Here is a 22307-nt window from a genome sequence, read left to right as displayed (position 1 = left end):
CTGCTGACTGGTTATTTTTCTCGTTCCAGCCTGCTCAGGGGTTCTCATCTGATGACACCGTGTGAACGCCGAGCAACCTCTTGTGCCGACCTACACTAGAGAAGGCTCATCCGCATCCATGTCACTCCCGCTCGATACACTCTTACGCGTCGAAACGCCGGAAGCTATCGACCTGATGCTGCGTCCCGCCAGTGTCGTGCCTCGTGCTCTGGCCTATGCCATCGACCTGGGTATTCGAGGTGTTATTTTGGGGCTTGCCTATCTTGTGCTCGGTTTTCTGGGGCATATAGGGGTTGGCCTGATCGCCCTACTGACATTTCTGATCGGTTGGTGGTACATGGTGTTGTTCGAGGTGCTCAATCAGGGCCGCTCGCCAGGCAAGCAGCTCATGAAATTGCGCGTACTGAATGACGACGGCACCCCAGTGGGCTGGGCTGGCTCGCTGTTACGCAATCTATTGCGTGTTGTGGACCTCCTGCCCTTTGGTTATGCCATAGGTATCCTGAGCAGTCTCCTGCATCCTAACTTCAAACGCTTGGGAGATCTGGTAGCTGGCACGCTGGTCGTTCATCAGGAGCGCGTACATGCCCGCTTTGCCATGCCGCAGGTCATTCCGTTGGCACCGCCCTTTACGCTGGGGCTGGCTGAGCAACAGGCCATCCTGGCATTTGCTGAACGCCAGAACGGATTATCCATGTCCCGCCGGGAAGAGCTGGCCGCGCTGCTGGCAGAGCCCTTGGGTGTTGAACGTAGCGAAGCAAGTGCGCGCCTGAACCGGATCGCTCAAGCCCTGCTAGGAGCTCATACATGAGGCAGGCGCCCTTCGAACAGCGTTACCAAGCCGAATGGGACCGCTTTAACGAGCAGCTTTCTATGCTGGAAAAACGCAGCCCGACAACCTCGCTGGAAAACAGCAAGGCCTTTGTGGCCAACTATCGCCGCCTGTGCCAACACCTGGCCCTAGCTCAGGCCCGCGGTTACAGCCCGCAACTAATCGAGCAGTTACACCAGCTTACCTTGCGTGGTCATCAACTCATTTATCGCCATCCGGGCAATATCAAGCAGCGGCTCCTGGGGTTTCTGCTAGCGGACTTTCCGCACCTGGTCCGGGCAGAGTGGCAGTTCGTCGCCGCAGCGAGCATCCTTTTTTATGGCAGCCTCTTGGTAATGGGGTTAGTAGTCTATTACGCACCTAACCTGGTTTATAGCCTGCTTGACCCTGCACAGGTCGCCAACATGGAAAGCATGTACAGACCGGACGCCGCACGCATAGGGGCCCTGCCTGAGCGGGCCAGCAGCCAGGACTGGCAGATGTTCGGCTATTACATTCGCAACAATATAGGTATCGCCTTTCAAACGTTTGCAGGCGGCTTGTTATATGGCCTGGGGACCCTGTTCTTTCTATTATTCAACGGACTCAATATCGGGGCGGTAGCGGGCTACCTGACCCAACTGGGTTCAGGTATTACCTTCTGGCCCTTTGTCGTAGGGCATGGCGCTTTTGAGCTGACGGCGATTACGCTGGCTGGAGCAGCAGGCTTAAAGCTGGGCTGGGCCTTGGTTGCGCCGGGTCGACTGCGCCGCAGCGATGCCCTTCGCCATGCAGCCAAACCTTGTGCTGGCCTGATCGCTGGTGTATTCATCCTGCTAACGCTGGCCGCTTTTGTCGAAGCCTATTGGTCGTCCAGCGCCGCGCTTAGCTCAGCGATCAAGTACAGCGTAGGCGCGCTATTGTGGCTGGCCGTTGGTAGTTACTTCGCTCTGGCAGGAAAAAGTCGACATGCGCCTGACTGAAAGCCAGGCGGTCATACGCCCTCGCAGTCCGTGGGAAGCACTAGACCTGGGCGTAAGACTCGCACGTGAGCACCTGCGTGTACTGATGATCAGTTGGGCCCTACTCACCCTTCCTGTTCTGGCCTTGCTAACAGCTGCTCTCTGGAACTATCCCTCTGTTGTTATTCTGGTTTTCTGGTGGTTGAAGCCGTTGTTCGAACGACTACCTCTGCATATTCTGTCCAGAGCACTATTTGGCGAGACGATTACTGTCAGGCAGGCGCTAACCGTTTATCCGCAGTTCTTGAAGGTGCAATTACTTTCCAGTCTGCTGTGGAGACGCTTTACGCCCAAGCGCAGTTTTCTACTGCCTGTACAGCAGCTCGAAGGGTTGTCTGGTGCCACACGTCAGGCGCGTGTTCGCATATTGACCCAAGAAAATACGCAGGCAGCCTCCTGGCTAACCATTGTGGGCGCTCATATCGAAATGGCGCTTTACGTAGGACTGCTGGGCCTGATCTACCTCTTCATTCCATCACAGATCGTTGAGCAACTCGACTGGCTCAAGCTGATTGATGTCGAAGCTCATGGTCTGCTCTGGATCGAACACCTTACAAACCTGCTCTATGCGCTGGTTCTTCTGGTATGGGAGCCTGTCTATGTGGCGTGCGGTTTCAGTCTTTATCTTAACCGGCGTACAGCGCTGGAGGCTTGGGATATCGAACTGGTTTTCCGGCGCCTGCGCCAGCGTCTGATGGGCGCAGTGCATCTACTGGTTCTGGTTGGCGTTGTAGGCATGCTGCTATTGCCGCCACCTGCCCTGGCAGAAGAAATTACAGCTCCAGCGATGTGCCCATTACCCCCCCAGGAAGTGGCAGGCCCGGATGCGCCTCATTTACTGAATCAGCCCTTGAATAGCCAAGTCGCACGGCAGCATATGAGTGCCATTCTGGCGAGTCCGCCCTTCAAAAATGAGCACACTCAGCTCCAATGGCATGTAGGTCAGCAGGGTAAAGACAAAAAGTCCTCAGCGGAATCACAGGGCATGCACTGGCGCGACCTTGAAGTGCTTCTCGCGCATGCCGCACGTTTTCTCGAAGTTTTACTATGGACCTTGTTGGTCTTGGGCACTGGCTTATTGATTTGGCGTTACCGCGTCTGGCTGAAGCTTTTTACTCGCCGGACCACAGCCAAGCCCACCTCTCCTATCGATACGCCTCATCAGCTATTTGGCCTGGAAGTCGCTCCAAACAGCCTACCTGACGACATTCCGGGCGAAGCCGAGCGGTTATGGCACCAAGAGCCTCGTAAAGCCCTAGGGCTGCTTTATCGAGGTCTGTTAAGCCACCTACTGCATGACTTCCATCTGCCATTGAAAGAGGCTCACACAGAAGGTGAGATTCTTGAGCTCAGCAAATCAATGCCGCGAGCAGACATTGTTGATTATCTGCATAACGTGACGATGCAGTGGCAACGGCTTGCTTATGGTCACCAGATGCCAACTCAGGAAACGCTCAAAGCGCTGTGCCATCAGTGGCGTATCCTGTTCAATTCACAGGTGCCTGCATGACACGCCGGCCAATGCTCTGGGCTGGTCTGATACTGGCAACTGTACTGTTGGCCGGGCTATGGGCCTGGAAATACGTAACCCTCACTGAAACACTAAAGGATGCCGGACCCAGCCCCGAGGCTCGAAACAATCCGTACCTGGCGGCAGAGCGGTTTCTAAGAGAACGGTCCGTCAAGGTTCAACACAGCGACTCCTTTACCGTACTCAATGGATTACCTGCGATAGATCACACGCTATTACTGCTCGCCGAGCGAGACCGCATGTCGCCTGCCCAGAGCCAGCAAGTGCTGGATTGGGCCAGTCAAGGCGGGCATGTTGTCTTTGTAGCCGAGCAGCTGTGGGATGAGAACAGTAAAAAAAGCGGAGACTTCCTGCTTGACGCCATTGGCGTACAACAATTACTAACCCGCGACCTGGACGATGAGGAGGCGGACAAGCAGGATGAAGAACCTGCTCCTGCCGAAAAATGGGCGCAGCTGACCAAGCTCTATCTGGAAAACGAACAGGAGCCGGCTTATATCGGCTTCGATGACGAATTTCACCTGTACGACGCTAAAAACCTAGCCCAGTCCTGGGCCAACAGTGAGGCGGCTACGCACATGATGCAGCTGCCCTGGGGGAACGGCCTGATCACCGTCATGACAGACGCATGGATCTGGCAGAACACCCATATCGGGGAATACGACAATGCCTGGTTACTCTGGTACATCACCCAGGACAGCGATGTCACCCTGCTATATCGCGCGGATAAAGACAGCCTTGTCACACTTCTGACACGCTATTTTCCTGAAACGCTGGCCGCATCAGCCCTGCTTCTGGCGCTCTGGTTATGGCAGGCAGCGCAGCGTCTAGGACCAGCCTTACCGAGTCCTGCTCTCGGTCGTCGTCAGCTGAGTGAACATATGCGGGCCAGCGCCGAATTCATCCGCCGCCATTCTGGGCTGGTCAGCCTGATCACCTTGTTACAGAAAGATATTCAGCAACACGCCCGACGCCGTCACCCTGGCTTTGAGCGATTACCTGTCGCCGAACAGTGGCGACTTTTAGGCCGACTGGCTCGCTTGTCGCCCCAGGAAATCAGCCAGACCATGCGCCCGCTGGCCTCTGAAAAACTCTCTCCGATCGACTTCACGCGCCGCGTTGCAAATCTGCAACGTATCAGGAAGGCACTATGACTCTTGGTACGCCTTCCTCGCTGCCTTATCAAGGAACACACCATGACTGAGCCTACCGTGACGCCCACGCCTCCTGACCACTCCGCGCAACGTCATCGTGCCAGCAGCCTCGCCCAGTCCCTACGACAGGCCCTCAACAAGGCACTGATTGGCCAGAGCGCTGTGATTGACGATGTCCTGACCGCATTGCTCGCAGGTGGACACGTCCTGATTGAAGGCGCGCCCGGGCTGGGTAAAACGTTGCTGGTCCGTGCCCTTGCACGTTGTTTCGAGGGCAGTTTTGCGCGCATTCAGTTCACACCAGATCTGATGCCCAGCGACATAACCGGCCATGCCATTTATGACCTGGCTACCGAGCAATTCAAGTTGCGCAAGGGTCCTGCCTTTACCCATCTGCTACTGGCAGACGAAATCAACCGCGCGCCGGCAAAAACCCAGGCGGCATTACTTGAGGTCATGCAGGAGCGGCAGATCACGTTAGAAGGCCGGGCCCTACCGGTCCCGCAGCCGTTCATGGTATTGGCCACCCAGAATCCGATAGAGCAGGAAGGCACCTATCCGCTGCCTGAGGCCGAGCTGGACCGCTTCATGTTCAAGCTTTACATCGACTATCCCGGCGAGGAAGACGAACGCGCCCTGGTCAGACAAGTCACTCGCTCGACCCGCAGCGACATGCTGGATGTCACTCCGCTACGCCCGTTACTGCAAGCCAAGGAAATCATGGCCATACAAAAGATTGCAGCCGATTTGCCAGTGGATGATCAGGTACTCGACTATGCCGTGAGATTGGCCCGCTCAACCCGCAACTGGCCCGGCATAATGCTGGGTGCCGGTCCGCGCGCTTCTATTGCTCTGCTTCGCGGCGCTCGGGCACGTGCTCTGCTGCGAGGAGGAGAATTCGTTCTACCAGACGACGTGAAACTCTGTGCCCTGCCCGTGCTACGTCACCGAATTCGCTTATCGGCCGAGCTTGAAATCGATGGCGTTACGGTCGACCAGGTACTGCGACAAATCATTGATCAATCCCCCGCACCTCGTCTCTGACGTCCACATCTATGAAACCCTCCAGACGTTTACTGCTGATTCTGACGGGCCTGTTCGGGGTAGCGCTGATACTAGGCATGCTCAAGGCGCTGGACCTGCCTGCACCTGACACCCTGAACTCCGCCTGGTGGGGCGCTTTGCTCGCGCTTCTCTTGATCGCAGGCGCTGATGCCGTCAGCACTTACCGACGGGCTTGCCCAACGCTGGAGCATACGCTCCCGGGCCAGTTATCGCTGGGACGCTGGAGTGAAGTTCAACTTACATTGCATCACTCCTACCTGCGCGAACACTCTGTCGTACTGTTCGATCATGTTCCTGCTTCCATAACTCATGAGCATCTACCTCTTGAAGCCACGCTCAAGCCTGGCCAGCACACTCAGGTGCATTACCGGATTCGCCCTCTGGCACGGGGACACGTTATCTTTCCTGCCTGCGACTGCATCGTGCCGAGTCCATTGGGGCTATGGCGGGTTCGCCACCGTCTGGCGCAACATAGTGAGGCGCGGGTCTACCCTGACTTTGCCCGTCTCTATAAAGCGTCACCCCTGGCCGGCGAGCAATGGCTCGGCCAACTGGGTGTGAGGCAGAAGCCACGGCGCGGCCTGGGACTGGAGTTTCATCAGCTACGTGAGTTTCGCCAGGGTGATACCTTGCGGCAAATGGACTGGAAAGCCACTGCACGTAAAAAGATGCCTATTGCTCGGGAGTATCAGGAAGAACGTGACCAGCAGATCCTGCTACTTCTGGACTGCAGCCGCCGTATGCGCAGCCAGGATGGTGAACTGTCTCACTTCGACCAGGCATTGGATGCGTGCCTGCTACTGGCGCACGTTGCCCTTCGTCAAGGCGATGCCGTAGGCATCAGTACGTTTGCCCATGAGCAACCGCGGCACGTGGTACCTGCCAAGGGCCATGGCCAACTGGGACGGCTGCTTAATGCCGTCTATGACCTCCAACCCACGCTCACGCCTGCAGATTACAGCTCAGCCGTCCAGCAGTTGCTCACGCATCAGCGACGTCGTGCCTTGATCGTACTGGTTACTAACCTGCGTGACGAGGACGACGATGATTTGAAATTTGCCCTTGGCCACCTCTGTCGCCAGCACCGTGTCCTGATTGCCAGCCTACGCGAAGAGGTCATTGATACGCGTGTACAACAGGCTGTAGAAACCTACGAGGATGCACTAGAGTACTGCGGAGCAATGGATTATCGCCAAGCCCGAGAATCATTACATGAACGTCTCTCGACTTATGGCGTTCCGCTGCTCGATACACGTCCGGCCGCACTAGGTCCTGAACTGGTCAATCAGTATCTCACCTGGAAACGTGCCGGAAGCCTCTGAGCCGCCAGATATGCCCTGCAGCGCCCGCCTGCCTAAACGGACTGCTGCATGGGATGAAAGCTGAAGTAGTTACGCAGCGACTCTACCAGTTCGGTGAACTCATGCGGCGGCGCCGAGATGGAAAAGCCCGAATCGTAATACCCTGGCGTCACGTCTTCACGGCTCCACTGGCAGCTGGCATCAAAGTCGATGAAATGTAGCTGACCGTCCTGGCCGGGCACTTTTAGACGCAACTCGAATTTGGCGCCGACCAGCAAGGGAAGCTGACTGATCAGCAACATCCCGTCCAGGGAAATATTGCCCAGATAGCCCATGGGCCTGTCAGTGAAACGGTTGAACACCTTCAGAAAGTACGGTAACTGATGGCGCTCGATATGACGATTCTGTTTCATGGACCCATCCCGGAAGTCACTGCAATCTGATGCCGCTCCAACCGGCATCCATCAGACCACAAGCATAACCAGAAGCATGCAAAAGGGCATCTTTACTTAGCCGTTAGCGGTTTGAGCGGCTGCGGCTGAATGATTACCGGTCTCGAACCATCAAGACCCAGCTGAGTCAGCGTGTCGATTCTGGCTCGAGCCCGATACGCATACTCACTGTTTGGGTAACGCCTTTCGATAAAGCGATAGGTTTCCACCGCATCGACGTACAACTTTTGCCGCTCAAGGCACTGACCGCGCAACATAGAGATTTCCGGCTGCACCCAGGGGCGAGCACGACTCCTGCGTTCAGCCTGGGACAATTCCAGCATAACCCGGTCGCAGTCGCCATCAGTATAGGCATCATAGGCCTTGTCCATGTGACGATTCATGGACGCCCCTGTACAGCCGACCAATGACACGACTACAAGCGAAAATAAGATATGACGCATGGTTGATCCTCCGTTGCCGGGTTATCGGCAGACCTGCTCAGGCCTGAAGCGCAGCTTACTGGTTAAATTCAAGCATCACTTTTCAAGATTGCCGCACGTAGATGAAACCTTTCATGTGACTGAGCGCTCAGCAAGGCTACAATGCACAGTAGCCTTTGAAGCCAAACGTTAGATTCGGCCTGTTTCATTGCCGATCACGGTTGAAACCATCTGAAAGGAAAACCTGAATGATTTATCGCCGTACCAAAATCGTTGCCACCCTTGGCCCAGCCAGCAATTCGCCCGAAGTGCTCGAGCAGCTCATCATTGCCGGCATCGACGTGGCCCGCCTGAACTTTTCCCATGGAACTCCAGACGAACACCGCGCCCGGGGTCAGCTGGTACGCGAACTGGCTGCCAAGCATGGCCGCCATGTAGCCCTGCTGGGCGATCTTCAGGGTCCCAAGATCCGCATCGCCAAGTTCACTGAAAAGCGTATCCAACTCAAAGAAGGCGAAACCTTCCGCCTGTCCACTGCTCATCCACGTGATGCCGGTACTCAGGAAGTTGTTGGTATCGATTATCCAGGTCTTGTAACCGACTGCCATGTAGGCGATGAACTGCTGCTTGACGATGGCCGTGTCGTCCTGCGTGTCGAAGGCGTAACCGCCAATGAACTGCACACCGTCGTATTGATTGGTGGTCCGCTGTCCGATCACAAAGGCATCAACCGTCGTGGCGGCGGCCTGACTGCACCGGCCCTGACGGATAAAGACCGTGAAGACATCAAGCTTGCCAGCTCCATGGAAGTGGACTACCTCGCAGTCTCCTTCCCGCGTGATGCAAACGACATGCACGAGGCTCGTCGTCTGTTGGAAGAGGCCGGCGGCAAGGCGTGGCTGGTCGCCAAGATCGAGCGCGCTGAAGCTGTTGCCAACGACGAAGCCCTGGATGGTCTGATCCAGGCCAGTGATGCCGTCATGGTAGCCCGTGGCGACCTGGGCGTTGAGATTGGCGATGCCGAGCTCGTGGGCATTCAGAAGCGCATCATTTCCCATGCCCGTCGCTTCAACAAAGCTGTGATCACGGCTACGCAAATGATGGAGTCGATGATTACCAGCCCGATGCCGACGCGTGCCGAAGTGTCCGACGTTGCCAACGCCGTGCTTGATAACACCGATGCCGTCATGCTGTCGGCAGAGACCGCTGCCGGTGCTTACCCGGTTGAAGCCGTCAAGGCCATGGCCCGTATCTGTATCGGTGCGGAAAAGCAGCCCACCAGCAAGCTGTCCAGCCACCGCCTGGGACAGACCTTTACCCGTTGGGATGAAAGTATCGCGTTGGCATCAATTTATGTAGCCAACCACTTCCCAGGCGTAAAGGCGATCATCAGCCTGACCGACAGCGGCTACACCCCGCTGATCATGTCTCGCCTGCGCTCCTCTGTTCCGATTTTCTCTTTCGCCTCGTCACGCATGACACAAGCGCGTACCGTTCTGTTCCGCAACGTCTATACCATTCCGTTCGACCCCAGAACGATGGCAGCTGATAAAGTCAGCCAAGCGGCGGTAGATGAATTGCTCAAGCGCGGTATCGTGGAACGTGGCGATTGGGTCATCTTGACCAAGGGTGACAGCTACACCAAGCGTGATGGCACCAACACCATGAAGATGTACCGTGTCGGTGATCTGCTCGTCTGATGTAACCTGTAAAAAAGCCGCCTTCGGGCGGCTTTTTTATTGAAGGCTAAATGGCCTTGGACACAAACGTTTCCGTCAACAATTGCCCTCGCGGCAATCCTGCCATGAATAGCCGCCTGGACACGGCCTCGATAAAAACCGGACTACCGCAAGCCAGCGTAACCGTGTGCCGACTGGATAGCCAAAATCCTTTGAGCCAGGACTCCCATGTCTCTTTATCCAGATATTCAGCACTCAAACCATTGTGCTCGGCAACCAATGCATCCAATGCTGTCCGTAGATAGTGTTCGCCCCCCTGACGAGCCCTGTGTACGATCGTTATAGGCCCCGCATGCTCCTGCCTCAAGGCCTCGTGCAGAATGCCCCAAAGCGGCGCCAATCCTGAACCGGACGCCAGTAATAGCAGTGGGGAATCAGGCCTGTCCGCTGGATAGTGCAAGGCACTGGGGTTAAGTGCGCCTAAACTCAACTTGTCGCCCGGCGTAAAACCACGAGCGACCTCACAAAAACGACCTGGACGACCGCAGTCGATATGGAATTCGAGCCAGACTGCTTCGCCGGGTAAGCTGGCAATGGAATAGGAACGAGCAATGCCGCCGACCCACAGCACTATGGATTGGCCAGGTTGATAGCGTACAGGGCGCTCGGGCTGCACACGTAAGCGAACCACATCCACGCTTAGCCAATCGACTGCTATCAGTGTTGCCGGGATGCCATCCACTTTAGGATCAAAGACCGCGACCCGAAGGTCCCCGGCGATTTGGCATTGGCAGGCAAGCCGCCAGCCTTCCGCACGCTCTTCAGCGGTCAGCGCATCAGGCAAAGCGTCCTTCACATACCCTTCAAGGCATCGAACCAGACACGCATGGCAACTGCCTGCACGACAGCTGAACGGGACCACCTGGCCTGCACTGAGCAGATTATCGAGTAGGTTGCTGCCTGACTCGACTGCCCAGGCTGATGCCCCTACCTCGAGCTTAGGCACGTTAACTCTCCCATGAGATTTCACAGCGGTTACGGCCATTGCGCTTGGCGCGATACAGCGCCTGATCGGCCAGCAGTAATGACTCATCCAATGTACGCCCGGTCAGGACAAGGCTCATACCAATCGAAACGGTTAACGTGCCCAGATCAGCATGCTCGAATACCGTCTCTGAAAATGCCTGACGCAAACGCTCACAGCACCCTACCAGCTGCTGCGGATCGCTAAAAGGCAACAGCAATACAAATTCTTCGCCACCGTAGCGCGCAAGAACGTCCTGCTCGCGCAAACAGGCGACACCTACATCAGCGAATGTCTTAAGGACCAGATCGCCTATCCCATGCCCGAACTGATCATTGATCTGTTTGAAAAAATCCATATCGATCAATGCCAGCCCGTGCATCCGGCCATGCCCCAGCCGATGAAGCGCTTCATTGGCTATTTGCAGGAAGTACCGGCGATTACGCAGCCCTGTCAGCTCATCAGTGATTACCTGAGCTTCCAACTGGCGCATCACATGACGTAGATCCTCCTGATGCCGCTCCAGGTCGTCCCAGCGAGCCTTGAGTTGGTAGCGGATGCGCTGGTGATAGCGGGCAAACAGCACCATCGAAAACAGAACAATGGCCAGTATGACATTCTGGACAATCATCATCTTTACTGTCCGGCTATCCTGCGGGTCCAGAGCTATCCATAAGCACAGGCCGGCATAAGCACTGTATGCCAGCACCGCACAGCGTACAAAAGCACTCAACCGTATCTGGAAAATACCCAACATCAATACAAGTGCATAGAACGCCAGAAAGGTGCCTCGTAAATGCATGATATGGGTTAGCGAATACGTCAGAAACAGGATCGAGATGATGATGTAGGGTTCGAGTGGCAAGGCTTTCATATTCTTGCCGCCAAACCAGACAATTATCGCTGTCATCGCACCCACCCCTGCAAGAAAGCCCAGCGTGTCAGCAAAAAAGGTGGTGATGGAATATGAATAGAAGCCTACAGCCGTAGACAGCAGCAAAGGAAGCAAGGCTAGCGCGACCACAGCCAGTGGTAACGCCTGATACCCGATGGCAGACGCATTAATGCTACGCCTAGCAGTAAGATCCCACATGACGACGACACCCGATCCATGGCATAGCGATTAGCCAGCATTTTACTCTGTTTCTGTGATGTATTTCCTTATCAACTGGTCGGCTTCGCTCAAGCGTCCCATAGCGCTATACTGCCCCGCCTTTGTCGTGTCGGCTACACCGTAGACGTGGTTCCAAACTTCTTTTTCTCAGTGTTGGAAGTCGGAACTGCGCGCCCTGACGCTGCTTTTCGTAGGCAGACGATCTCCGCCTGCCCCAAAACGACGCCACGGACGAGACACGAGAACCGCGCAGTACAGATAGCCTTATAAGGAGCGCGTACATGACCGTGATCAAGCAGGATGACCTGATCCAGAGCGTTGCTGACGCCCTGCAGTTCATCTCCTATTACCATCCCGTGGATTTCATTCAGGCCATGCATGAGGCCTACCTGCGCGAGGAGTCTCCTGCCGCACGCGACTCCATGGCCCAGATCCTGATCAACTCGCGCATGTGTGCGACCGGCCACCGCCCGATCTGCCAGGACACGGGTATCGTGACCGTTTTCGTCAAAGTCGGCATGGACGTCCGCTGGGACGGTGCCACCATGGGCTTGGACGACATGATCAATGAGGGTGTTCGCCGCGCCTACAACCTACCGGAAAATGTCCTGCGTGCCTCTATCCTGGCTGACCCGGCCGGTGCGCGCAAAAATACCAAGGACAACACCCCGGCCGTCATCCACTACAGCATTGTTCCCGGTGACAAGGTTGAAGTCGATGTGGCAGCCAAAGGCGGCGGCTCCGAAAACAAGTCCAAGATGGCCATGCTTAACCCGTCCGACTCCATCGTCGACTGGGTACTTAAAACCGTTCCCACGATGGGTGCGGGCTGGTGCCCTCCCGGCATGTTGGGTATTGGCATTGGCGGCACGGCTGAAAAGGCTGCTGTGTTGGCTAAAGAGTCGCTCATGGAAGAAATCGATATCCATGAACTTAAGGCTCGCGGCCCGCAGAACCGTATTGAAGAGCTGCGTCTGGAGCTGTTCGAGAAGGTCAACCAACTGGGTATCGGCGCCCAGGGTCTGGGTGGACTGACGACCGTTCTGGACGTCAAGATCAAGGATTACCCAACCCATGCTGCGTCCTTGCCAGTCTGCATGATTCCAAATTGTGCAGCGACCCGCCATGCGCATTTCATTCTGGATGGCTCAGGTCCGGCTGCACTGGAGGCACCACCACTGGATGCCTATCCGGAAATAGTCTGGGAAGCCGGCCCCTCTGCACGTCGCGTAAACCTGGATACCGTAACGCCGGAAGAAGTGTTGAGCTGGCAGCCGGGCGAGACGTTGCTGCTCAACGGCAAGATGCTGACTGGCCGTGATGCTGCGCACAAGCGCATGATTGATATGCTCAACAAGGGCGAAACCCTGCCTGTAGACCTGAAGGGCCGCTTCATTTATTACGTGGGCCCGGTTGATCCGGTTGGTGATGAGGTAGTTGGCCCGGCAGGTCCGACCACTGCGACCCGCATGGACAAGTTCACCCGCCAGATCCTGGAGCAGACGGGCCTGTTAGGTATGATCGGGAAGTCCGAGCGTGGTCCAATTGCCATTGAGGCAATCAAGGACAACAAAGCGGTCTACCTGATGGCCGTTGGCGGTGCAGCCTATCTGGTAGCTCAGGCGATCAAGGCTTCCAAGACTCTGGCCTTCCCGGAGCTGGGCATGGAAGCGATTTACGAGTTTGAGGTCAAGGACATGCCGGTTACCGTTGCTGTAGACAGCAACGGCGAGTCCGTGCATAACACCGGACCACAGATCTGGCAGAAGAAAATCGCTGAAAGCCTGGCGGTTGAGGTCTCTTAAGGGCTTAGGGTCAATAATAAAGCCCGGTTAAGCCGGGCTTTATTATGTCTAGATATCTGCTCAGGGTTCGATACGTGTACCCAGCACCTCAAGAAACTTGCGCAGCCACTCTACATGTGCAGTCCATACCGGGCCGGTTACCAGTTTGCCACTGACATGGGCACCCTCCATCGGCAGCTCGATATAGGTCCCGCCTCCCCCTCTCACATCAGGCGCGCATGCAGGATAAGCATTACATTCAACCCCGCCCTTGAGTACACCCGCGGCCGCCAGAATCAACGGACCGTGGCACAGGGCAGCGACCGGTTTGTCAGCACTGAAAAAGCCCCTTACCAGATCAAGCACCTGTTCATTGACGCGAAGGTATTCCGGCGCACGTCCTCCAGGAATTACCAAGGCGTCATAATCCTCTACACGCGCTTTGGCAAAGTCAGCATTCAGGGTGAAGCGATGGCCTGTCTTTTCGCTATAGGTCTGTTCGCCAGTAAAGTCATGAATGGCGGTTTGCACCGTATCCCCAGGCGCCTTGCCTGGGCAGACGGCATCTACCTGATGCCCAGCAATCTGCAATGCCTGGAAAGGCACCATTACCTCGTAGTCTTCGATGAAGTCGCCTACCAGCATGAGAATCTTCTTTGCCGCCATAACAGCCTCCTTCCAGGGATGGGTTCGCCTGTTGTTCGAGCAAAAGGCCTAACGGCAGTTCCCCGATAGGCCTTGGCCTCAGAAAATCTCTGGATTCACGTAGGCAGGCGCTTGGTCTTTTCCACTTTAGGCAACAGGTGCCTGATCAACCATCGCCGTGTAGGCGCTACAGCCTGCTCTTGGAAAAGAACACAGATAAGAATAACCAGTAGCAGGAAAATCCCGTATACCTCGATAGCACTCTCCACATGACCAGCAGCTTCGATACAAGCGTTCCAGTCAGTAAAACATAATGGAAAGTCACCCATGATCCACTTCTCAAGTGTCATGAACAGCCCTGACAGCGGCACGTGCAGGGCAAACATGGAGAGCGAAGCAGCGCCCAGTCGCGGTGACCAATGTTTGAGCCATTGACTCTTGGGGTCCTGCGCCAGTGCACTGAGGTAAACCAGTACCAGCTGGGAGGGCAATAACAAACCGTTATGAAGCAGGAAGTACCAGAACTTGGGGCCGTGGGTAAACAGCGCGGTGGCTACAGCAAACGTTATTAGAAGATAGCCGGTCATCGCCAAGCGAACCTTGGGGCCTGGTTGGGCACCCTGCTCGCTTTGCTGGCGAAAGATGCCATACAGCACGATACCAGCCAGAAATTCCGGCAAACGCAGCAGCGGGACACGCTGCAACAGACCGGTATAAGGCATGCCATAGTCCTGGCTCCAAATCACCAGGATAGGAGGAATCAGGTAGCAGAGACCAATAACGGCAAGCACACCCCATTTGTTACGCGCACGCATGAGGCGTGGTGCTGCATACGGAAATACCAGGTAGAAAAAGAATAACGCCGAAATGGACCAGAGCGGTGCATTAAAGGTGAGGTAATACGGGTTCCAGGCTTGCAGCATAGTCATCTGAAGCAGCCCATTGAAGGCAAGCTCAAGATTGGTCATGTAGTGCTGAAACAGCTCCGGGTGGGTTCGGGCCAGTACCTCGTTAGTGTCATAGACTACAAACCGAACACTGGCCTTGGCACCATCGGGCGGTATCGCCATGAAGCCGATCCAGGTTACGACGACCATGGAAAACAAGAGGGCAAAAATATGAATGGGATAGAGATTGGAGAACCGTTTAACCCAAAAGCTCTTGGCAGGTTCGCGCATCTGGTTATCGGTCAGATAGACATGAGCCAACAAAAAACCAGATAGCACAAAAAAAGTACTGGTCGCAAAAAAGCCCATACTGGTCAGCTCGTCCAGCAATGGAACGGTTTTTCGCTCAGGGTAAAAATGAATGGTGTGGTAAATGACCACGTACAGACCCATCAGGAAGCGAAGCCACTCCAGTCCAATGAATCGTTGTTTTTCTAGTTTGAGCATTACGCTCACTCCTTACTGCAAGCTGCTTAGTGTATCGCTTTAAAAAATGCACGGTCTGCCTCACTCAAGACTTACGCTTACTCAGAACAGTCAATACCAGACGGTCCAAGGTGCCCCAAAGGCGCTCACGCAAACGCTTCCACAAGGGACGATCACGCCAGCTCTGCAACGTAATTTCACGACTTTGCTGAAAATCTGCGAGGAAGCATTCACTGACTGCCTGACTCAGCGCCGGATCAATCGCTTCCAGATTGGCATCCAGGTTGAAACGCAGGTTCCAATAATCGAAATTGCACGAGCCTACGCTGACCCACTGATCAACCTGAACCATCTTGAGATGGGAAAACCGAGGCTGATACTCATAAATTTTGACGCCTGCCCTAAGCAAGCGTGGGTAATAACGCTGCCCCGCAAAACGTACAGGGGGGTTGTCCGTATGCCGGCCGGTCAGGATCAGGCGCACATCAACGCCTCTCTGGGCAGCCTTGCGCAGCGCCCGTCTGACTCGCCAAGACGGTAAAAAGTATGGGGTGGCGAACCAGATACGTTCTTTTGCAACAATAAGGGCTCGAACCAGGGACAACACGATATCCCGATGCTGACGCGCATCCGCGTAGGCTACCCGTCCCAGACTGGAATTGGCCTGAGGCGGTCTGGGGACCTGAATACGGCCTCGACTGGCCTCTGGCTTCCAGGCATGGCGCTGATAGCACGCCTCCCATTGACGTCTAAACAGGCTTATCCAGTCGGAGACCAGAGGTCCGCGTATGCTGACCATCACTTCATGCCACTGGCAGAGTTCTTCTCCTGGCGTCCAGAAATCATTGGTCGCCCCGCTTCCACCAACAAAGGCCAATGACTCATCCACAATCAGGAGCTTACGATGATCCCGGTAAAGGTTACGCCAGCCATGCCATAGACCTACCGGGTTATACACGCGCACTTGGCCACCAGCCTCGCTTAACTGCACTCGGTGCGCTTCGTCCATCTTAAGGGTGCCAAAGCCATCAAAAAGACAACGGACCGTTACTCCACGGTGCGCCGCCTCAATCAAAGCCTCCATCAAAGCTGTTGCACAAGTACCCTTCTCTATCAGATAAAGCTCGATATCAATACTGCGCTGCGCCTTGGCTATGGCGTCCAGCATGGCGGGAAAGAAATGCCCCCCATCAACAAGAAGCTCATATTGGTTCTGTTCGCGCCATGGATAGACTGCACCTGGCATGATGACACTCCTGGGAAACCTACCGATCAAGTAGGTGTAGGCACTTGGCGAAGGGTCAGGAGCACAACGACAGGCACTTCAGGCGTAATCGAAGGGATGCTGGCAATCTCCTTGAGCTTGTCCAACCCCTCCGTCAGACTGAAGTCTACTGCCTTGACCAACACAGGTTGCAGGGTACTGACCTGCACCATTGTCTCTCCAATGCGGGTGACTGACACATCTGCTTTCAAGCGCTGCTTCTGGCCGTTGAGTTCAAGTTCAAGATCCATCTTTTCCTGGCGAATGCTCCCTATTGGCATTTGCTCCCAGGTGGACAGATCGATCTGACTGGTAATGATTGCTTCCGGGTACTGATCTGCTTTAAACAGAACTTCGCGCATCCGTTCGGTTTGTAGCGCCAAGGTGTTATCAAGCGACTCATATGGAAGCGCCAACCGAGCACGGCCATGCTGATCAATCACACCCGTTACAGTCGAAAAGTATTGAACATCAGCTTTATTACCGCGTTTAACGGTTACAAAGCTCACTCGTGAATAGCTTGAGTCAACCTGCCAGTCCGCCAGCACAAGGGGACTGAACGCTATTGTAAGGGCAAGGATAAGTGCACGCATGAGCTCTCCTGAGAGTCTGTCTGGCTCAGTAGGACAACTCACGGCGCAGTCCTGGAGTAAACCTCTTGAAGGCTTGCTTATCCAAAAGACCGAGCAGCGGTAGACCAACCAGACCTGATCCAATCACGGTATGGCTTATACGGCACCCGTCATAACGGCGAGTTCCCCACTCACTCAAGGAGTGTGAGCGAAGACACTCCTATAACGGGTAGGCGGGCCGGCGACTGCTCCAGTCCACACGCTCGGGAAAGTGTTGAGTCACATCGGAGTTAAGCGGTCTGGATACCAGGAAACCCTGCATGATTTCGCAGCCGTGCTCAAGTAGCCATTCTCGCTGCTCCAGCGTTTCGACACCTTCAGCCACAACCTCAAGCCCCAGGTTACGCCCCAGCTCAAGAATAGTACTGACAATTGCGGCATCACGTGGTGAATCCAGCATGTTGGCGATAAACAACTGGTCTATCTTCAGCGTATCGAGCTCAAAGTGACGAAGGTAAGCCAGAGAGGAATACCCCGTACCAAAATCATCCACTGCCGTTCGAACTCCAAGCGCCCGCAGTTGTGCCAGCTGGGAACGGGTGTAATCAATGTCGTGCATCAGAGCCGTTTCGGTTACTTCAATTTCGAGCTGATCTGGCCGCAACCCATAACTGTCGATGATCTGCCGGAGGCGTTCCGCTAGCTGTGGCATACCGAACTGAACAGGACTCAGGTTGATACTTAGCAAAAGTCCGTTGCCATATATTTCGGTAAGACTTTGGAGTTTCATGGCGCCTTCGCGGAAGATCCAGTCTCCGATGCGATTGATCAGCCGGGTCTCTTCCAGCAGCGGGATGAAGACATTTGGAGAAACCTTGCCCGCTACGTTGTGCTCCCAACGCAACAAGGCCTCAAAGCCTCGCAGCTTGCCGTTTTTCAGATAGACCTGGGGCTGATAGGCCAGTACGAAATCGTTGTTGTCGATCGCATTACGTACGCTTTCTTCCAACATGAGACGTGAACGGGCACGGCCATTCATTTCTGGCGAGAAGAAACGGTACTGCTGCCGCCCGCCCCGCTTGGCTTCATACATGGCAATATCGGCAGAGCGCAGCAGCCCATCGACACTATGGCCACACTCAGGGTAACTGGCGATACCAATGCTCGCACCCAGGCTGACTTCCACTCCATCGATGCTGTGCGTCTTGGTCATCAAATCAAGCAGCTTTTCGGCCACACGGGCTGCGTCCTCAGCATGATCCAGGGTATCGAGTAATGCGGTGAACTCGTCACCGCCCATACGAGCCAATACATCATATGGGCGCATACAGGTTTTGAGTTGCTCAGCAATCATGCATAGCACCCGATCACCCGCTTCATGGCCAAGCGAATCGTTTACCTTCTTGAAACCGTCCAGATCGATATAGAGGACGGCCATACGCTTGCCGTTACGTCCGGTACGGGCCAGGGCCGCTTCAAGCGTCTGGTTGAAGCCCCGACGATTGAGCAAACCGGTCAAGGCATCAGTAACCGCCTGCGACTCCAGTTGATCCTGCAACTCGCGCATCATCGACATGTCGAGTGCAATCATCACCATGGCGCGCTGCATGCGTGGCAGGGGTGCGCAGGAAAGGGCCACTGGCAGTAAGGCGCCCCGGGATGTACTCAGGCAAGCATCGTGCAGACGATAGGTTTCACGCTTTTCGTAGTGCTCCATGAATGTGGAGTCAGACCAGCTATCCCCTAGATCAGGATTATGCAGATGGGCCATGAACTCAGAGTTCACAAGATCACTGATATTGCGCTTGAGCATGCGGGCAATGGCCGCGTTGGCAAAAGTGATCAGGCCGTGCTCATTAACAACCAGAATACCTTCGGCCGCATTATCGAGCAGAGAATCGCTGAATGCCTTGGCGAGCTCCAGTTGCTGGCTCAGCTGCAGGAGCTCTCGACGATTACGTTCATGCTCGAGAAGAGATCGAACCTTATGCCGTAGGATATTCGGATCAACCGGCTTTAACAGGTAATCCACCGCACCCGTAGCGTATCCTCTGAGGACTGCCTCGTAGGAGTGAGCCTCGGCAGAGACGAAAATGATCGGCGTAAAGCGGGTGCGCAAATTGCTGCGTATCATCCGAGCCACCTCAAAGCCATCCATGATGGGCATTTGCACATCCAGCAGCACGAGATCGATAGGCTCATCAAGCAAGTATCTTAAGGCACGTTCACCCGAGTTGGCCGTCAGGACACGCCAGTCCTCTATTTCAAGCAGCGCCTGCATAGCCATGAGGTTTTCTACTCGGTCATCGACAACGAGCAGCACAGGCCCTTGATTGGTATGAGGAGCTGGACTTTCCGTGTCGCCTCCTTTCAGTTCGTACTGCACTGAATACAACTCCTCCCTTCGAGCACTCGGCAAGACTTAACTGCATGCCATTAATAGAACCGAGGTCTGGCGATAAGGTTATTATCCAGAACACCAAAAATACAGCGCCATTTTATTGACCAACCCGTGACACTACCAGATTCCGCTAAACGGTAGCATCACGGATACACACACTTACTGGGTCACTGCACCAGGCAATGGCCTCAGATTGACTTCAACACGACGGTTTTGGGCACGGCCATCTGCAGTAGCATTGGTCGCGATGGGTTGATCGGGCCCAGCGCCGCGCGTACTGACGCGTGAAGCATCAACGCCCTGAGCGACGAGGTAATTCGCTACGCTCTGAGCACGTCGATTGGACAAATCCATATTGAGAGCACGGCTGCCTGTACTATCGGTATAGCCCACAATTTCAACACTGTTCTGGTTGAACTGCTTAAAGGATGTTGCCAGATCGTTTAACGGCTTATAAAAATTACCGGCGATATCAGCTGAGTTTGTAGCAAACGTGATGTTGCCCGGCATGATCAGCTTGATGTCATCCCCTTGCCGCTGTACCTCTACGCCGGTGTTTTGCATCTGGCGACGCAACTCGGCTTCCTGGCGATCAGCATAGTAACCATAGCCTGCGGCCGCAGCGCCTACGGCCGCGGCGCCAATCAGCGCACCCTTGCCACGGTGGTTGTGGTCGATGGCGGCACCGGCTACAGCGCCCGCCAGTGCGCCCAGGCCACCATAGGTCGCGGTTCGGGACCCGCCACTACCGCCCTGGTTTTCGTAAGGATTACTGGATGCACACCCTGCCAGTAGTGCACCGGCCAGTGCCAGAATCAAAGGACGCTTTATAGACGCCATGAACTTCTCCAACTTCTAACGGACCTGTGAAACAATTCTTTTCACAGAAAGACTAGCCATGAGCAGCCATGCTCTCGCATGAATATCCTAATAAACTCATGGCGAAAGAGCGGTTTACCGGTATCAGAACGAATAATCAATTCGCTTCAGCGAAACGGCTGACCAAATGCACAAGACTAGTTGATAAATACACTCATCCCTGAACGAAGCCGCTAAATGGTAACGCGCTACTCCGCTACCCTTCCCTTTTCAACACAGTGCTCTTTCAGCAATCAGCGTTAGCTAGCCAAGCACTGTTGTATATCGTGTTGTTTCGATATAAGGTTCGCTGTATCGCAATAAAACGATATATGAACATTATGGATATCGATGATCTGATCAAGGCGATAGCCAACCCTGTCCGAAGAGACATTTTGGCTTGGCTTCGCGAGCCGGAGAAACACTTCATCCAGCAGGACCACCCGCTGGAAATCGGTGTATGCGCAGGTCTCATTGACCAGAAAACAGGCCTTTCCCAGTCAACGGTCTCGGCTCACCTGGCAACACTACAACGTGCCGGGCTCGTAACAACGCGGCGTGTGGGCCAGTGGGTCTTTTACAAGCGCAACGAAGATGTAATCAAGGCTTTCGTCGAACAGCTAGGCCGCGAGCTTTAACCTTTTCCTGATTGAATATAGAGAGATGCAATGCCCGCTTCATTGTTAGTGCTGGCGCTTAGCGCCTTTGCCATCGGCACCACTGAATTTGTAATCATGGGGCTGCTGCCCAATGTAGCCAATGACCTTCACGTCAGCATCCCTACAGCGGGTTGGCTTGTCAGCGGTTACGCGTTAGGGGTTGCAATCGGCGCGCCCTTTATGGCGATGGTAACGGCCAACTGGCCACGTAAGATGGCTCTGCTTGTTCTAATGGGCATTTTCATTATCGGCAATGTGCTTTGCGCTTTGGCGGGAGACTATAACGTCCTGATGCTGGCGCGTATCATCACAGCTCTGTGTCATGGTGCATTCTTTGGCATTGGCTCAGTGGTGGCCGCCAGCCTTGTACCTGCTAATCGCCGAGCTTCTGCCGTAGCTCTGATGTTTACAGGCCTCACGCTAGCCAATGTCCTGGGAGTACCGTTGGGCACTGCACTTGGTCAGGCTACTGGCTGGCGCTCGACCTTTGGAGCCGTTTCCCTCATTGGCGTACTTTCGCTGATAGGTCTCTGGTTCGTTCTGCCCAGCAAGGCACCGCAGGAAAAAACCGACCTACGACGCGAAATGGCAGCCTTGAAGGGCGCAAGCTTCTGGCTATCCCTCTCGATGACCGTCATGTTCTCTGCCTCGATGTTTGCCCTCTTCACTTACATCACACCGCTGCTTACCGACGTAACGGACCTGTCAGAACGCGGCGTCACCAGCACACTGCTGCTGATCGGCGTAGGCCTTACGCTGGGCAATATTGTGGGCGGACGTCTGGCGGACTGGCGCTTGTCCACAACACTGATTGGTATTTTTATTGCCATGGCCATGGTGTCTTTCCTGTTGGCCTGGACCAGTCATAACGTCGTAGCCGCCGAAGTTACTCTTTTCCTGTGGGCAGCCGCCGCGTTTGCAGCTGTTCCTGCCCTGCAAATCAATGTGGTTACCTTTGGTAAAGACGCACCTAATCTGGTTTCCACTTTGAATATTGGGGCCTTCAACGTTGGCAATGCGCTGGGTGCCTGGGTAGGAGGAAGCGTTATCGCCCACGGACTTGGCCTGACCACCGTTCCGCTGGCTGCGGGAGGTCTGGCCTTGATTGCTCTGATTCTGACCTTACTGACCTTCAGCCAAGCCCGGAAAAGCGGTCTGGCCGTCAGTCAATGACAT

General features: G+C 55.0%; 20 protein-coding genes. 10 read left to right on the top strand and 10 right to left on the bottom strand.

The genetic code is table 11. From position 1 onward, the window contains the following. Positions 1–118: 118 nt before the first annotated feature. The 6 genes from IEX86_RS07785 to IEX86_RS07760 are packed head-to-tail and all read left to right on the top strand — an operon-like array spanning position 119 to position 6905. A complete protein-coding gene (locus tag IEX86_RS07785; protein WP_188865883.1) occupies positions 119–811 on the top strand; it encodes an RDD family protein in 693 nt (230 codons plus the stop codon). Continuing rightward, positions 808–1794, top strand: a complete 987-nt coding sequence (locus IEX86_RS07780) for a stage II sporulation protein M (protein ID WP_188865562.1) — start codon at positions 808–810, stop codon at positions 1792–1794. The genes IEX86_RS07785 and IEX86_RS07780 overlap by 4 nt, the downstream gene beginning before the upstream one ends. Beyond that, a complete protein-coding gene (locus IEX86_RS07775; RefSeq protein ID WP_188865561.1) occupies positions 1781–3343 on the top strand; it encodes a DUF4129 domain-containing protein in 1563 nt (520 codons plus the stop codon). Before IEX86_RS07780 ends, IEX86_RS07775 begins: the two co-directional genes overlap by 14 nt. Then, entirely contained in the window at positions 3340–4518 is a 1179-nt protein-coding gene (locus tag IEX86_RS07770; RefSeq protein WP_188865560.1) for a DUF4350 domain-containing protein, read from the top strand. Before IEX86_RS07775 ends, IEX86_RS07770 begins: the two co-directional genes overlap by 4 nt. A gap of 42 nt (positions 4519–4560) precedes the next feature. Beyond that, positions 4561–5562 (top strand): AAA family ATPase, encoded by a 1002-nt coding sequence (locus IEX86_RS07765; RefSeq protein ID WP_188865559.1) that lies wholly within the window; start codon positions 4561–4563, stop codon positions 5560–5562. 11 nt (positions 5563–5573) lie between these two features. Next, positions 5574–6905, top strand: a complete 1332-nt coding sequence (locus IEX86_RS07760; RefSeq protein ID WP_188865558.1) for a DUF58 domain-containing protein — start codon at positions 5574–5576, stop codon at positions 6903–6905. A gap of 32 nt (positions 6906–6937) precedes the next feature. Here IEX86_RS07760 and IEX86_RS07755 read toward each other — a convergent pair whose 3' ends face one another. Together IEX86_RS07755 and IEX86_RS07750 are read right to left on the bottom strand one after the other, a co-directional pair. Then, the gene (locus IEX86_RS07755; RefSeq protein ID WP_188865557.1) at positions 6938–7297 is read right to left on the bottom strand and encodes a PilZ domain-containing protein; all 360 of its coding nucleotides are present in this window, start codon (positions 7295–7297) and stop codon (positions 6938–6940) included. A 92-nt stretch (positions 7298–7389) separates the two neighbouring features. Further along, entirely contained in the window at positions 7390–7779 is a 390-nt protein-coding gene (locus IEX86_RS07750) for a tetratricopeptide repeat protein (protein ID WP_188865556.1), read from the bottom strand. A 227-nt stretch (positions 7780–8006) separates the two neighbouring features. On the opposite strand from IEX86_RS07750, the gene pyk reads away from it, so the two are divergent. After that, positions 8007–9458 (top strand): pyruvate kinase, encoded by a 1452-nt coding sequence (pyk, locus tag IEX86_RS07745; protein ID WP_188865555.1) that lies wholly within the window; start codon positions 8007–8009, stop codon positions 9456–9458. Positions 9459–9504: 46 nt separating this feature from the next. Here the strand turns inward: pyk and IEX86_RS07740 are convergent, their stop codons facing one another. Both IEX86_RS07740 and IEX86_RS07735 read right to left on the bottom strand, forming a co-directional pair. Beyond that, on the bottom strand, positions 9505–10443 hold the full coding sequence (locus IEX86_RS07740; RefSeq protein WP_188865554.1) for an iron-sulfur-binding ferredoxin reductase: 939 nt from the start codon (positions 10441–10443) through the stop codon (positions 9505–9507). 1 nt (position 10444) lies between these two features. Further along, positions 10445–11554, bottom strand: a complete 1110-nt coding sequence (locus IEX86_RS07735; protein WP_188865553.1) for a GGDEF domain-containing protein — start codon at positions 11552–11554, stop codon at positions 10445–10447. Positions 11555–11856: 302 nt separating this feature from the next. Between IEX86_RS07735 and IEX86_RS07730 the strand changes: the two genes are divergently transcribed. Next, on the top strand, positions 11857–13380 hold the full coding sequence (locus IEX86_RS07730) for a fumarate hydratase (protein WP_188865552.1): 1524 nt from the start codon (positions 11857–11859) through the stop codon (positions 13378–13380). Between the two features lie 60 nt (positions 13381–13440). Here IEX86_RS07730 and IEX86_RS07725 read toward each other — a convergent pair whose 3' ends face one another. The 6 genes from IEX86_RS07725 to IEX86_RS07700 form a co-directional block, all read right to left on the bottom strand. After that, complete coding sequence (locus IEX86_RS07725; protein ID WP_188865551.1) at positions 13441–14025, bottom strand: DJ-1/PfpI family protein; 585 nt, start codon at positions 14023–14025, stop codon at positions 13441–13443. Between the two features lie 95 nt (positions 14026–14120). Continuing rightward, positions 14121–15398, bottom strand: coding sequence for an acyltransferase family protein (locus IEX86_RS07720; protein ID WP_188865550.1), 1278 nt, complete (start codon positions 15396–15398; stop codon positions 14121–14123). A 64-nt stretch (positions 15399–15462) separates the two neighbouring features. Further along, complete coding sequence (locus IEX86_RS07715) at positions 15463–16623, bottom strand: phospholipase D-like domain-containing protein (protein WP_188865549.1); 1161 nt, start codon at positions 16621–16623, stop codon at positions 15463–15465. A gap of 26 nt (positions 16624–16649) precedes the next feature. Continuing rightward, positions 16650–17234: a YceI family protein gene (locus tag IEX86_RS07710; protein ID WP_188865548.1), complete on the bottom strand. Its 585-nt coding sequence runs from the start codon at positions 17232–17234 to the stop codon at positions 16650–16652. Between the two features lie 199 nt (positions 17235–17433). Continuing rightward, complete coding sequence (locus IEX86_RS07705) at positions 17434–19587, bottom strand: putative bifunctional diguanylate cyclase/phosphodiesterase (RefSeq protein WP_188865882.1); 2154 nt, start codon at positions 19585–19587, stop codon at positions 17434–17436. Between the two features lie 186 nt (positions 19588–19773). Continuing rightward, on the bottom strand, positions 19774–20454 hold the full coding sequence (locus tag IEX86_RS07700) for a YiaD family glycine zipper/OmpA-like lipoprotein (protein WP_188865547.1): 681 nt from the start codon (positions 20452–20454) through the stop codon (positions 19774–19776). Positions 20455–20813: 359 nt separating this feature from the next. On the opposite strand from IEX86_RS07700, the gene IEX86_RS07695 reads away from it, so the two are divergent. Both IEX86_RS07695 and IEX86_RS07690 read left to right on the top strand, forming a co-directional pair. Beyond that, complete coding sequence (locus IEX86_RS07695; protein ID WP_188865881.1) at positions 20814–21110, top strand: ArsR/SmtB family transcription factor; 297 nt, start codon at positions 20814–20816, stop codon at positions 21108–21110. Positions 21111–21140: 30 nt separating this feature from the next. Further along, positions 21141–22304 (top strand): MFS transporter, encoded by a 1164-nt coding sequence (locus IEX86_RS07690; protein WP_188865546.1) that lies wholly within the window; start codon positions 21141–21143, stop codon positions 22302–22304. The last annotated feature ends 3 nt before the right edge of the window (positions 22305–22307 follow it).

It is taken from the genome of Pseudomonas asuensis, from assembly GCF_014646755.1.
Taxonomy (GTDB): domain Bacteria; phylum Pseudomonadota; class Gammaproteobacteria; order Pseudomonadales; family Pseudomonadaceae; genus Chryseomonas; species Chryseomonas asuensis.
Note: the sequence above shows the minus strand (reverse complement) of the source record. Positions and strands in the feature narration are given on the sequence as shown.